Source organism: Isoptericola aurantiacus, from assembly GCF_044769875.1.
GTDB classification, from domain to species: Bacteria; Actinomycetota; Actinomycetes; order Actinomycetales; family Cellulomonadaceae; genus Isoptericola; species Isoptericola aurantiacus.
Window position 1 is genome coordinate 1,442,917 of sequence record NZ_JBJBAE010000001.1, and the last position, 12,397, is coordinate 1,455,313.

The 12,397-nt window shown below is 73.6% G+C and carries 14 protein-coding genes and 4 tRNA genes; 12 read left to right on the forward strand and 6 right to left on the reverse strand.

Annotation, left to right across the window (positions count from 1 at the left end; genetic code table 11):
* The first annotated feature begins 3 nt into the window (after positions 1-3).
* Genes ACIQLL_RS06500 through ACIQLL_RS06520 form a run of 5 tightly spaced genes read left to right on the forward strand, consistent with a single transcriptional unit; the run spans position 4 to position 3,950 of the window.
* Entirely contained in the window at positions 4-576 is a 573-nt protein-coding gene (locus ACIQLL_RS06500) for a nucleotidyltransferase family protein (RefSeq protein WP_402464500.1), read from the forward strand.
* Positions 573-1,742 (forward strand): protein kinase family protein, encoded by a 1,170-nt coding sequence (locus ACIQLL_RS06505; protein WP_402464502.1) that lies wholly within the window; start codon positions 573-575, stop codon positions 1,740-1,742. The genes ACIQLL_RS06500 and ACIQLL_RS06505 overlap by 4 nt, the downstream gene beginning before the upstream one ends.
* A complete protein-coding gene (locus tag ACIQLL_RS06510) occupies positions 1,702-1,890 on the forward strand; it encodes a hypothetical protein (protein ID WP_402464504.1) in 189 nt (62 codons plus the stop codon). Before ACIQLL_RS06505 ends, ACIQLL_RS06510 begins: the two co-directional genes overlap by 41 nt.
* Positions 1,887-2,270 carry a type II toxin-antitoxin system death-on-curing family toxin gene (locus tag ACIQLL_RS06515; RefSeq protein WP_402464505.1) on the forward strand — a complete coding sequence of 128 codons (384 nt, stop codon included), beginning with the start codon at positions 1,887-1,889 and terminating at the stop codon, positions 2,268-2,270. The genes ACIQLL_RS06510 and ACIQLL_RS06515 overlap by 4 nt, the downstream gene beginning before the upstream one ends.
* Positions 2,271-2,300: 30 nt before the next feature.
* Entirely contained in the window at positions 2,301-3,950 is a 1,650-nt protein-coding gene (locus tag ACIQLL_RS06520) for an ABC-F family ATP-binding cassette domain-containing protein (protein ID WP_402464507.1), read from the forward strand.
* Positions 3,951-4,155: 205 nt separating this feature from the next.
* Here the strand turns inward: ACIQLL_RS06520 and ACIQLL_RS06525 are convergent, their stop codons facing one another.
* On the reverse strand, positions 4,156-4,725 hold the full coding sequence (locus tag ACIQLL_RS06525; protein WP_402464509.1) for an NUDIX hydrolase family protein: 570 nt from the start codon (positions 4,723-4,725) through the stop codon (positions 4,156-4,158).
* Between the two features lie 149 nt (positions 4,726-4,874).
* Here ACIQLL_RS06525 and trxA point away from each other — a divergent pair, with 149 nt between their 5' ends.
* Positions 4,875-5,252: a thioredoxin gene (gene trxA, locus ACIQLL_RS06530; RefSeq protein WP_402464511.1), complete on the forward strand. Its 378-nt coding sequence runs from the start codon at positions 4,875-4,877 to the stop codon at positions 5,250-5,252.
* Between the two features lie 61 nt (positions 5,253-5,313).
* On the opposite strand, the gene ACIQLL_RS06535 is transcribed toward trxA, so the two are convergent.
* The 4 genes from ACIQLL_RS06535 to ACIQLL_RS06550 form a co-directional block, all read right to left on the reverse strand.
* Positions 5,314-8,262, reverse strand: coding sequence for a glycosyl hydrolase (locus ACIQLL_RS06535; protein WP_402464513.1), 2,949 nt, complete (start codon positions 8,260-8,262; stop codon positions 5,314-5,316).
* 174 nt (positions 8,263-8,436) lie between these two features.
* The gene (locus tag ACIQLL_RS06540) at positions 8,437-8,712 is read right to left on the reverse strand and encodes a hypothetical protein (RefSeq protein ID WP_402464515.1); all 276 of its coding nucleotides are present in this window, start codon (positions 8,710-8,712) and stop codon (positions 8,437-8,439) included.
* A 162-nt stretch (positions 8,713-8,874) separates the two neighbouring features.
* Positions 8,875-8,959, reverse strand: a tRNA-Leu gene (locus ACIQLL_RS06545).
* Between the two features lie 29 nt (positions 8,960-8,988).
* Positions 8,989-9,468, reverse strand: a complete 480-nt coding sequence (locus ACIQLL_RS06550) for a peroxiredoxin (RefSeq protein WP_402464517.1) — start codon at positions 9,466-9,468, stop codon at positions 8,989-8,991.
* 91 nt (positions 9,469-9,559) lie between these two features.
* On the opposite strand from ACIQLL_RS06550, the gene ACIQLL_RS06555 reads away from it, so the two are divergent.
* From ACIQLL_RS06555 to trmB, 6 genes are all read left to right on the forward strand, one after another.
* Positions 9,560-9,922: a GroES family chaperonin gene (locus ACIQLL_RS06555; protein WP_402464519.1), complete on the forward strand. Its 363-nt coding sequence runs from the start codon at positions 9,560-9,562 to the stop codon at positions 9,920-9,922.
* 159 nt (positions 9,923-10,081) lie between these two features.
* Positions 10,082-10,154 (forward strand) — tRNA-Lys (locus tag ACIQLL_RS06560).
* A gap of 57 nt (positions 10,155-10,211) precedes the next feature.
* A tRNA-Lys gene (locus ACIQLL_RS06565) sits at positions 10,212-10,284 on the forward strand.
* Positions 10,285-10,341: 57 nt separating this feature from the next.
* Positions 10,342-10,417, forward strand: a tRNA-Lys gene (locus ACIQLL_RS06570).
* Positions 10,418-10,527: 110 nt separating this feature from the next.
* Positions 10,528-10,935 carry a pilus assembly protein CpaE gene (locus ACIQLL_RS06575; protein ID WP_402464520.1) on the forward strand — a complete coding sequence of 136 codons (408 nt, stop codon included), beginning with the start codon at positions 10,528-10,530 and terminating at the stop codon, positions 10,933-10,935.
* A gap of 46 nt (positions 10,936-10,981) precedes the next feature.
* Positions 10,982-11,764, forward strand: a complete 783-nt coding sequence (trmB, locus tag ACIQLL_RS06580) for a tRNA (guanosine(46)-N7)-methyltransferase TrmB (protein ID WP_402464522.1) — start codon at positions 10,982-10,984, stop codon at positions 11,762-11,764.
* A gap of 11 nt (positions 11,765-11,775) precedes the next feature.
* On the opposite strand, the gene ACIQLL_RS06585 is transcribed toward trmB, so the two are convergent.
* Positions 11,776-12,396, reverse strand: a complete 621-nt coding sequence (locus ACIQLL_RS06585; RefSeq protein WP_402464524.1) for an energy-coupling factor transporter transmembrane component T family protein — start codon at positions 12,394-12,396, stop codon at positions 11,776-11,778.
* Between the last annotated feature and the right edge of the window lies 1 nt (position 12,397).

Below are 12,397 nucleotides of genomic sequence, written 5' to 3' on the forward strand. Positions count from 1 at the left end.
GCCGTGCGCACGACAGGGCTGGTCCTGGCCGCAGGAGCGGGGTCGCGGTTCGGCGGACCCAAGGGGCTCGCACGCACGACGGCGGGCGAACCGTGGGTGCAGCGGGCCGTGCGGATGCTCGTCGCGGCCGGGTGCGACGAGGTGCTGGTCGCCGTCGGCGCGCGGGGAGCGGACGTGGCCGCGCTGGTCCCGCCGTCGGCCCGCGTGGTGGTGGTCGACGACTGGGCCGACGGGCTCGCGGCGACCCTGCGGGCCGGGCTCGACGCCGTGGTTCCGAGCGACGCCGAGGCGTTGGTCGTGACGCCCGTCGACACCCCCGACGCGCCGCCCGAGGCCGTGCGGCGCGTGCTGCGGCGAGCCGGCGGGGAGCGTGCGCCGTCGGACGTCCTCGCGCGTGCGGTCTACGCCGGTCGGCCCGGCCACCCTGTGCTGCTGGGCCGCGCCCACTGGGCCGGGGTCCGGGAGACCCTGGCCGGCGATGCCGGTGCCGGGCGCTACCTCGCCGCGCACGGGGCGGTCGAGGTCGAGTGCGGCGACCTGTGGTCCGGTGCCGACGTGGACCACGGCCCGCGGTGACGACCGCGGACCTGCGCGACCGCGCTCGGCGAGCCGACTACGGCGTCGTGTCGACGGCGCTCTCGCGGTGCAGCGACCGGGAGCTGCGTGAGCTCGTGGAGGCGGCCGTCCCGGTCGGGGCCGGGATCGGTGGGCAGACCCTGCGGATGGAGGTCGACGGTGTCCCCGTCTTCGTCAAGCAGGTGCGACTGACCGACCTGGAACGGCAGCCGGAGAACGTCGGTTCGACCGCGAACCTGTTCGGCCTGCCGATGTCCTGCCACCTTGGCGTCGGCAGCATCGGCAGCTCCGGGTTCGGTGCGTGGCGCGAGCTGGCCGTGCATGCCCTCACCACCGTTTGGGTGCTCGCGGGGGACCACGACTCGTTCCCCCTGACCTACCACTGGCGCGTGCTGACGGACTCCGGCCGACCGCTGCCCGACGAGCTGGCAGACGTGGACCGCGCCGTCGCCTACTGGGGTGGCGGCGGTGCCGTCCGGCGCCGGATCGAGGCGCTGCGCGAGTCGACGGCGAGCCTGACGTTGTTCCTGGAGTACCTCCCGCAGACCCTGCACGACTGGTTCGGGCAGCAGGTCGCGGCGGGTGGCGCGGACGCCGAGCAGGCGTGCGCGATGGTCGAACGCGAGCTGGAGGCCGGCGTCGCGTTCTTGGGCTCTCACGGCCTGCTGCACCTCGACGCACACTTCGAGAACATCCTCACCGACGGCGATCGGTTGTACTTCGCCGACTACGGCCTGGCGGTCTCGTCCGGGTTCGACCTCGCCCCGGACGAGGTGGGTTTCGTCGATCGGTTCCGCGGCTACGACCGGGCTTACGCCGCAACGTGCCTCGTGAACTGGTTGGTCGTCGAGCTGTTCGGGTACGGCCCGGACCGGCGACGGGCGTTCGTGGACGACTGCGCGGCCGGGGAGCTGCCGTACGGGGTCCCACCCGGTGTCGCGGCGGTCCTGCGTCGCCACGCAGCGGTCGCGGCGGAGACCGGCAGCTTCTTCCGTCGATTCCGGCACGAGAGCCGGGCGACGCCCTACCCCGCCGAGGCGAAGTGCGATTCCTTCGACGATGACCTGTCGTCGGGCGCTGACGCGGACCGGCCCGTCGCCGCCGTCGAACGGTATACTCCGAGGTATGACGATGACCACGATCAAGGTGCCGGCCGCGGTGCGTGACCGGCTGCGCGAGCGTGCCGAGGCGCAGGGGATCAGTCAGGGCGAGGCGCTGGCCCGCCTTCTCGACGCCACGCCCGCCCCGGACATCGAGTCGTTCCTCGACGACGTCACCGAGCGGTGGGGACCGCTCCTGGACCGCCTCGCGTGACGGGGCTGCCCACGCAGGCCGACACCCTGGCGATCTGTCGGCGGTTCGGATGGCAGGAGCGCGAGCCGGGCGCCCTGGTCCACGCGTTGTCCCGGCCCGCCGGCGTCCGTTTCGGCGTCGAGCTGTACCCGGGAGTGCATGCCAAGGCCGCCGCCCTGATGGACACCGTCAACCGGCTGCATCCCTTGGTCGACGGCAACGAGCGCCTGTCCTGGATCCTCGTCCTGCGGACGTATCGACTGGCGGGTCTTCACCTGGGGGCCGGTGACGACGAGGCGGAGTCGTTCGTCCTGACCGTCGCGGGTCCGCACCTGCCGGTGGAGCAGATCGCGGAGTGGCTCGCGAGCCACTCCCGTCCGGGTGCATCGATCACAGGCTGAGGCACCGAGGAATCCACCTAGGCTGTTCCGGTGCATCTCGTGGCCACCGACCTCGCCTTCGCCTACCCGGGCCGGCCCGTCCTGCAGGACGCGCAGGTCCGGGTGTCGGACGGCGTCCGGCTCGGTGTGGTGGGGGAGAACGGGTCCGGCAAGTCGACGCTGCTGCACCTGCTCGCCGGGGACCTGACGCCCTCGGCCGGTGAGGTGCGCCGTGCAGGGAGCATCGCGCTCGTCACGCAGGAGCTCCATGTGACCCCCGGGCGGACGGTCGGCGACCTCGTCGAGGACACGCTCGCCCACCTGCGCGCGCTGGTCACCGAGCTGGAGGCCGTGGCCGCCGGGTTCGACCACGACGGCGGTGACCTGGCCGAGCTGTCCGACGTGCTCGCACGGGTGGAGCACCTCGCCGCCTGGGACGCGGACCGGCGCGTCGACGAGGCGCTGAGCCGGCTCGGTGCGGTGCGCGACCTGACCCGGCCGCTGGAGACCCTCTCGGTGGGGCAGCGCTACCGGGTCCGGCTGGCCTGCCACCTGGCCGAGCGGGCCGACCTGCTGCTCCTGGACGAGCCGACGAACCACCTCGACGACTCCGGCGTCGCCTACCTGACCGAGACGCTGCAGTCCTGGCGCGGCGGCGTCGTGCTCGTCAGCCACGACCGCGAGCTGCTCGACGACGTCGCCACCGCGGTCTACGACCTCGATCCCTCGATGGACGGGCCACCGGTGCTCTACGGGCAGCCGGGCTACCACTCCTACCGGTTGAACAAGGCGCAGATGCTGGCCCGCTGGCGTCAGCGGTACCGCACCGAGCAGGAGCGGCGGGCGGCGCTCGAGTTCCGTCTGGACCGCTCCTACGAGGGGCTCTCCGACGAGTGGCGCCCGCCCAAGGGCTCGCAGAAGCACCGCTGCGGCACCCGTGCGCGCATCCACGTCAAGGCCGCCGACCGGCTGGTGGAGCAGCTCAAGGCCGAGGCCGTGGACGTCCCACCGCCCCCGCAGGAGCTCGCGTTCCCCGACCTGCCGTCGATGTCACCGGGGTGGGACGCGGCCGACGCCCTGGTGGAGCTGCGTTCGCCCCGGGTCGAGGCCCCGGACGGTGCCGTGCGGGTCGACCTGCCCGGCACCCGGCTGGCCGTCCCGCCGTCGGGCCGGCTGCTCGTGACCGGCGCCAACGGCACCGGCAAGTCGACGCTCCTCGGGGCGCTGTGCGGCACGCTGCCCCTGGCACGCGGGAGCCGCACGCTGCGCGAGGGCGTGCGCATCGGCGTCGTCGGGCAGGAGGGGCGGGTGCCCGACGACGGCCCCGACGCGGCGCGGTCCGGTTTCGACGCGTACGCGGCCGAGGCGCTCGAGCTGCTGTCGCGCGGCGAGCTGGACCCCGACCACCTCGTGCCCGTCGCCGCCCTGGGCCTGCTGAGCGAGGCCGAGCTGGAGCGGCCTCTGCGCGAGCTGAGCGTGGGGCAGCGGCGCCGGTTCGACGTCGCGCTCGCCCTGTTGCACGCGCCGCACCTGCTGGTGCTCGACGAGCCGACGAACCACCTGTCCGTCGACCTGGTGGACGCCCTCACGCTCGCGCTGCAGCGCACGTCCGCGGCCGTCGTCGTCGCCACCCATGACCGGCGCATGCGGGCCGACCTGGCCGACTGGCACCACCTCGACCTCCAGGACCCCGCGACGTAGGCAACGTCACCGCGAGGTAGGCCACGGGGGGCCCAGGTAGGCAACTCTCTCGCGACATAGGCAACCTGGCCGCGCCGTCGGGCGTGAGGCAGCGCTACCTCGTGCCGATGTCGCCTACCCCGACGCGAGCGTGCCTACCTCGACGCGAGCGTGCCTACCTCGACGCGAGCGTGCCTACACCGCGGTGAGGTTGCCTACCTCGCGATCAGTCGAGTCGGCCCACATGTGCCATCGCCTGGCGCACCAGGGTGCCCTGACCGTTGACCATCTCGGCCTGCACGGTGTCGCTGCACGCCTCCTCGGGGGTGAGCCAGGCCAGGTCGAGCGCGTTCTGCTGCGGCCGGCAGTCCCCGTTGACCGGCACCACGTAGGCCAGCGAGATCGCGTGCTGTCGCGGGTCGTGGAACGGGGTGATGCCCGGCGTGGGGAAGTACTCCGCCACCGTGAACGGCTGGGGCGAGGCGGGGACCTGCGGCAGCGCGACCGGCCCGAGGTCCTTCTCGATGTGGCGCAGCAGCGCGTCGCGCACCCGCTCGTGGTAGAGCACGCGGCCCGTGACCAGGGCGCGGGTCATGGTGCCGAGCGGCGTGGCCCGCAGCAGTAGGCCGACCTCGACGACGTCGCCCGACTCGTCCACGTGCACGGGGATCGCGTCGACGTACACCAGCGGCAGCTGGGCGCGCACGGCGGCGATGTCCTCGGCGCTCAGCCAGCCGGCCGGTCCGGGCTCCGGACCGCGGTCGTCGTCAGGGGGGAACTCGGCGGTGTCGGTCACCCCTCGTTTCTACCAGCCCCGGTGCGGTGCGGCCGACCCGGGTGCCGGGTCCGTGTCCCACCTGCACCGACGCCGCGCTCGCGGGTCCCTGGAATACGGGGAGCCCCGGTGACGCTGTGCGAGGTGGACAACCCACGAGAGGACTTCACATGGCTACCGTCGAGCTCACCGACGACACCTTCGAGCAGACGATCACCGACAACGACATCGTGCTGGTGGACTTCTGGGCCTCCTGGTGCGGACCGTGCCGCCAGTTCGCCCCCGTGTTCGAGGCGTCCAGCGAGCAGAACGCCGACGTCGTGCACGCCAAGATCGACACCGAGGCGCAGCAGCAGATCGCGTCCGCCGCCGGCGTGACCGCGATCCCGACGCTCATGGCGTTCCGCGAGGGCGTCCTGGTCTTCAACCAGGCAGGTGCCCTGCCGGCGCCGCAGCTCAAGCAGGTCGTCGACGCGGTCAAGGACCTGGACATGGACGAGGTCCGCGCGCAGATCGCGGCCTCCCAGGACGGCCAGCAGCAGGCCTGAACACCCTCCGACGACGGCCGCACCGGGACTCCGGTGCGGCCGTCGTCGTGCCCGGGTGGCGTCACTCGAACGGCAGGGTCACCGACGACGACGCCCCGCCGGTCAGGCTCGGTGTGCCGCTGCCCAGCACGCTCCACACCTCGACCCGGACGGTGCCGCCGTCCAGGTCGCCGAGATCGCCGGCGGTCGTGACCGGCCTGCCCTGCGCGGTGTACGCCTCGTCACCCGGCACGGGGTCGGTGGCGAAGTAGGCGTACGTCTCGACGCGGTCGACGGTGCCGTCCCCGGTCAGGTCGTAGCTGACACGCGTCTGGACGGCCAGGCCGACGGTGCTCCCGCCGTCCACGGCCAGCGAGAACGCCGTGTCGGCGCCGGTGTACGACGCCGTCAGCCCGGTCGCGGTGAAGGTGGCCGGCAGGTGCGGGGTCCCGTCCCGGTTCCGCCCCTCGGCGGAGGCGAGCTCGATCCTCCGGTCGCCGCCGCCCCCGCCGGTCAGGGCGCCGTCGGGGCCCAGGAACAGCTCGGCGGCGAAGCCGGGACCGCCCGTCGGGTCGGGGGACGGGTCCGGGGACGGCGTCGGGCACACCGGCGCGCTGGGGTCCGGGCTCGGGTCCGGGTCGTCGGTCGGCTCGTCCGTCGGGTCCGGCGACGGCGTGGGGTCGGGCGACGGCGTCGGCCCGCCCGGTGCACCGCCGCCGGACCACTCGTGCGCGCCCACCGCGACCGTGCGCCCTGCCGGCACGTCCACCGCCGTCCCGTCGGAGAACGTCACGGTGACCGGTGCCGAGGTGACGTTGGCCGCCACGTACGTCAGCCCGTCGTCGCCGTCGAACGCGGCCGCGAGCGGGTGGTCGGCGTGCACCTGGGTGGCGAGCGTCCCGAGGGCGGCCAGGTTCGTCACCCAGTGGTAGGTGTGAGCCCGGGACTCGCCCTCCTCCGGGGTGTAGGACCTGCCGTCGAGCAGGTCCAGCGCCCGTGGGGCGTCGCCGAGCGCGAGGTAGCTCCACAGGATGTCCTGCCACACCGTCGGGGGTCCGCCCAGGACCGACTCGAGGTGGGCGTAGGAGGACCGCACCGTCTCCGGCGAGGTGCCGAGGTAGAGGTGCGAGCCGGTGATCGGCAGCGTGTTGATGCCCTGGATCTTCTCGGGTTCGGCGGTGAACCACGTGGAGTACGCCCCGCCGTCGCCCCAGACCATGCCCACGACGGGATGCTCGAACTCCTCGGGATAGGCGGTGCCGTCGACGTCGAACCAGTAGCGCTGGATGGCCGCGGCCTGCGTGGCGTACAGGTAGACGCCGGCGTCGCGCACGGCCGTGTCACCGGTGGCCTCGCCCCACTGCACGACGGCGCCGGCGAAGTTCATGCCCTCGGAGCTGGACTCCTGGTTGTTCCCCGCGGCGAACGCCCCGTGGCCCGACGCCCAGTCGTGCCCGGCGTAGACGTCGAAGTCGCGCAGGTACGGGAACCGGTCGTCGTCACGGTCGTAGCCGTCGGCGTCCCGGATCAGCAGGTCCACCATCGGCCCGTAGTCGGCCGCCCACTGCGGGTCGAACCGGGCCAGCGTCGCCGCGGCGGCGACGAAGTAGCCGTAGTGGAAGTGGTGGTCGTTGAGCTCGGTGTCCGAGCCGTAGGAGCCGGCGTGGCCCACGAGCGTGCCCCAGTCGGCGTCGTAGGCGAAGACCTGCTCGGTCGTGCCCGGCGTGGCGGTGAACCAGTCGGTGAGCACGTCACGGACGGCGGCGAGGGCGGCGTCGCGCTGTGCGGTGCGGCCGAGCTGGTCGGCGATCTCCACGATGCGGGTGGCGCGTCCGAGCGCCTTGCCGGTCCAGTACGTGTCGGCCTCGCGCTGGTCGAGGGGGTCGTCGATCTCGTCGAGCAGCGCCTCGAGCCGGTCGCGACCCGCGCCCGTCGCCGTCGCCACGGCCGGGATCTCCGGCAGCACGCCGCCGTACGGGGTCGCGGTGGTGAACCGCGAGACTCCCGTCAGGACGGCCATGTCCCCCCGCGGCGAGGTGTACGTGGCCCCGTCGGGGTCGCCCGAGGTGAGGTAGGCGCTCTGGTGCGGGTACAGCGCCGCCACCGTGCCGCCGTCGTCGGCTCCCGGCCAGGGCGTGGTCTCGAACCGGTAGGTCGTGAGGACCTGGGAGGCCGCGGCGTCGTAGGTGTAGTCGGCGCGGGTGCCGGTCACCGGCGACCGGGCGGCGTCGGTGTACGCCGCGACGAGGCCGTCGCGCGCACCGGACCCGACGTCGGGCAGCAGCGCGACGGCGAAGCGTTTGGCCGGCGCGGTGAACGAGGTGCCGGAGCGCGTCCAGGAGACGTCCTCGGGCACGACGGCGAGGTAGTCGGCGCCGCCGACGGTGAGGCCGACGCGACCTGGCTCGTCGAGCCAGACGTCGGGCGAGCCGTTCAGGGTCAGCAGGGCGTCGCCGCCGGTGGCCCGGAACCAGGCCACGGGCAACCCGTGGCCGATGGTCGCGCGCAGCGACCGCACGCCGTCGTCCCACGCGGGCGTGACGGTCCAGTCGGTCCAGCCGGCGACGGCTACGTGCGGGGCGTCCAGACCGACGACGCCGGCGCGCAGGTCCTCGGCGTACTCGTAGTGGTACTCGGAGACTCCGGACCCGTTCCCGCTGACGGTGGCCTGCGTCGTGTACGAGATCCCGAGCCCGCCGGCCGAGGGCAGGTACGAGGCCGGGTGGGCGTGCAGCGGGGCGCTGAACGAGCAGTCGAAGACCTTGTAGGCCAGCGACGTCCACCAGTCGTTGGTGGGCAGCGGCGTCGGTGGCGCGTCGTCGGTCACGAACGCGCGGGGGTCGGCCTCGACGGCGTCGCACCCCTGCGGTGCGGGGCCGACGGCGTCGGTGGTGTAGCTCCCGGCGCCGACGTCCACGACGTCGGCGGTGGCCGGGGGAGCGGTGGCGGCCGTGGCGCCGCCGACCAGCAGGGCGAGGGCTGCGACGCGGGCGGTACGCCGTCGTCGGGCCGGGTCGTTCGTGAACGTCATCGTTCGTCACCTCGGATCAGCCGCTCCTGCGCGTGCCCGTCCGCGGCCCCCTTGTCGGCGTCGTTGCCGGCCGCGGGTCGGGCTCGTGAGAGCGATCCCACCACGGTACGCCGATGGGTGACACGTGCAACCTGGTGTGGTGGCGGCGGGGACACGTCCGGTCCGCTCGACCGCTCACCTGGTCCGACGCGCCTCGTGCTGCCACTCGTCGCGGTAGTCGGGGTGGTCGGCGAAGTCGGCGGCGCGCTCGCGCATCAGGCCCTCCGCGAGCGCCTCCTCGGTCGGCCCGAACAGCCCGCGCTCGTACCGGTCGGCCGTGTCGTGCAGCTCGCGCAGCCGGGTGACCTCGTCGGCGTCGAGCACGTGCCGGGGTCGGCCGGCGCGGTGGCGTCCGTCGTGGGCCAGCAGCTCTCTGACGCGCGCCTTGACGAAGGCTGCCAACGAGGTCATGAGGCCCGTCCTTTCGCACCCCACGGCGGCTCGCGACCCGCGCGACCCGTCGTGTTCGACGATACGCCTCGCCGTGCCCGCCGTCACGGGATTTCGCGGGTCACGGGAGACGAGGACGGGGCCGCCCGGACGGCGTCGTCGACCCGACGTGGCGTCGCCGCGTGGTGCGCGAGGTGGGACTCGAACCCACACGTCCGAAGACACCAGGACCTAAACCTGGCGCGTCTGCCAGTTCCGCCACTCGCGCGTGGCCACCCGCATCCTACGGTGCGCCGCTCAGGCGTCGAGCCCGAGCTTCGTGCGCAGCCGCGCCACGTGCCCGGTCGCCTTGACGTTGTACTGGGCGAGCTCGACGGTGCCGTCGGCGCCGACCACGACGGTGGAGCGGATCACGCCGACGGAGGTGCGCCCGTAGTTCCTCTTCTCGCCCCAGGCCCCGTAGGCCTCGAGGACCTCGTGCTCCGGGTCGGAGGCGAGCGGGAACGTCAGGCCGTCCCGCTCGACGAACGAGGCGAGCCGGGCGGGCTCGTCCGGCGAGATGCCGACGACGGCGTACCCGGCGCCCTGCAGCGCGTCCAGCGAGTCGCGGAAGTCGCAAGCCTCCTTGGTGCACCCCGGCGTCATCGCGGCGGGGTAGAAGTACACGACCACGCCCCGTTCGGCGCCCTCGCGCAGGCCGGCCAGCGAGAGGCTGCCGCCGTCGGACGTGGTCAGGGTGAAGTCGGGGGCGGTGTCGCCGACGGCGAGACGGGTCACGGGTGCTCCTCGTGCGGGGGATCGGGCCGGGACGAGCCTATCGGGCGGCCCGGGGGCGGGACGACGGCGGTTCTCGCGTAGCGTGGGGCGCGTGAGCCCCGCAGCATCCAGCACCACGACGACGGACGACGGCACGCTTGAGCCGCTGCCGATCCGCATGCTCCACGACCGTGTCCTGGTGGACCCCGAGGTCGACTCCGCCGAGCGGCAGTCCTCGGCCGGCCTGGTCATCCCTGCCACCGCGACGGGACCCAAGCGACTCGCCTGGGCGCGCGTCGTCGCCCGGGGGGAGCACGTGCGGCAGGTGGCTGTCGGCGACCGGGTGCTCTACGACCCGGAGGAGCGCGCCGAGGTCGAGCTCGGCGGCACCGACTACGTGCTGCTCCGCGAACGTGACGTGCACGCGGTGGCCGAGCGCGCGGACCCTCAGGGGACCACCGGCCTGTACCTCTGACGGGTGCCGGCGTGTGCCGTGCCGCCGTGTGCCGTGCCGGCACCGCGACCGCCGCCTCCGAGACCGCCGGTCGGTGCCCTGTCGTGCAGGTCACAGCCCTCCGGAGGCGTTCGGGGTACCGGTCCGCGGCTCTCGCCTGGTAATGTTTCACACCGCTACGCGCCATTAGCTCAATTGGCAGAGCAGCTGACTCTTAATCAGCGGGTTTGGGGTTCGAGTCCCTGATGGCGCACCGGCAACGACCTGCTGTCGGCACCGCTTCGGCGGTGCTGGAGTCGGTCCGCGCTACGCGCCATTAGCTCAATTGGCAGAGCAGCTGACTCTTAATCAGCGGGTTTGGGGTTCGAGTCCCTGATGGCGCACCGGCAACGACCTGCTGTCGGCACCGCTTCGGCGGTGCTGGAGTCGGTCCGCGCTACGCGCCATTAGCTCAATTGGCAGAGCAGCTGACTCTTAATCAGCGGGTTTGGGGTTCGAGTCCCTGATGGCGCACCACCCGAGGCCTTCGTCGCAGCGACGGGGGCCTCGCTGCGTCCTCCGGCCGGCACGGGTGGGCCGGTCGGCGCCCGGTTGGCGCCGAGCGCCCCGCGCGGCACGATGGATCGATGATCTCCACCGAGCTCGCCTCCCGGTTGCGCGAGGCAGGACTGTCCTGGAACCCGGCCGACGGCGACCGCTTCCGGATCGACTCCCCGCAGCTCGCCGAGGAGGTCTTCACCGTCTCGGCGCTGGTGGTGGAGACCCACCACTACGACACGGGCACCGTGCTGGGCTTCAACGGCACCACCGAGTGGGCCCTGGACTCGGTGGAGATCTCCGACACGCTCTGGCTGCCCCGGGAGGACCAGCTGCGTGACCTGCTCGGCGGGACCTTCCGGTCGCTGCGGCACGACGACGGCGCGTACGCGGTGGAGGTCGAGCTCCTGGGTGAGCGCCGCGTCTTCGAGGGACCGGACCCCGCCGAGGCCTACGGCGAGGCGCTCCTGGCGCTCGTCGAGCTGGCCGCGCACTGACCTCGGCGAGGATCCTCGGGCGCTCTGCGCGCCGTACCCTGGTGCGGTGCCCGAGACCTCGCCGACCCGCCCTCCGGTCGACCCCGCCCGCCGCCGCCGGACCGTCAGCTTCGTGCGGCGCACCGAACGGCTCACGGCCGGTCAGCAACGCGCCTGGGACACCCGTCGGCACCAGTATCTCGTCGACGTCCCCAGGGAGCACCGCGAGCTGTCCGTGCACCCGGACTGGCGGTTCGACGCGGCGGCAGAGTTCGGTCGTACCGCGCCCGTCGTCCTCGAGATCGGCACCGGGCTGGGGGAGTGCATCGTCCACGCCGCGGCCACGCACCCCGAGCGGGACCACGTCGCCGTCGAGGTCTACACCCCCGGGGTGGCCCAGGTGATCGTGCGGGCGGGGCACGCGGGCGCCGACCCGGGCGACGCCGGCGGCGCGCCGGGCCAGGAGCTGACCAACCTGCGGATCATGCAGGTCGACGCCGCCGAGCTGCTGCGCCACGGGCTGCCCGCGGGCTCGCTGGACGAGCTCTGGGTGTTCTTCCCCGACCCGTGGCCCAAGCAGAAGCATCACAAGCGCCGGCTGGTGACCCCGCAGTTCGCCGCGCTGGTGGCCCGGGTGCTGCGCCCGGGCGGTCGGTGGCGACTGGCCACCGACTGGGCCGAGTACGGCGAGGTCATGTTGCAGGTCGGTGACGCCTCCGAGGAGTTCCGCAACGCGCACGGCCAGGGCGGCCGGGCGCCGCGGTTCGACGGACGCGTCATGACCAGCTTCGAGCGCAAGGGCCTCGCCGCCGGCAGGTCGGTGACCGACCTGGAGTTCGTGCGGGTCTGAGGCTCGCGGGCTCAGTCGTCCAGGCCGCGGGCCTGCAGGGCTTCGCCGAGGGCGTCCGCCCGGCGCAGCGCACCCACCACCAGCGGCACCGCGAAGGCGCGCACGTCGTGCTCGCGTCCCCGTGCCCGCTGGGCGTCGCGCACCTGGCCGGCCAGCGCCGTGAGGACCGGCACCGAGCGCAACGTCAGCGCCAGCACCAGGGCGGCGCGGTCGGCGTCGAACCACCGCCCCAGCGGCCGCATGGCCCGCTCGAGCGCGGCGAGCACCTCGGAGGTCGGTGTGGTCACCGTGACCAGTCCGGCGAGCGCCACGAGCACCACGAGCCGGGTGCCCAGCACGGCGGCGTCCAGCGGGCCCAGCAACCACCACTGCACCACCAGCAAGCACGGCACGAACCAGCGCAGAGGCCGCACCTGCGCCCACAGCACCCGGGGGCCGCACCCCGCCAGGGCGTACAGCAGACCGAGGCCGACGACGGCGGCTCCCACCCCGAGCGGCGAGCGCACCGCGAGCAGCCCGAGCGAGCAGGCGCACAGCGCCAGGAGCTTCCAACCGGCGCCGCACCGGTGCACCACTGATCCGGCAGCCTGCGCGGGGGCCCCGCCGACGGCGGCGTGCGGCCTGCCGGGCATC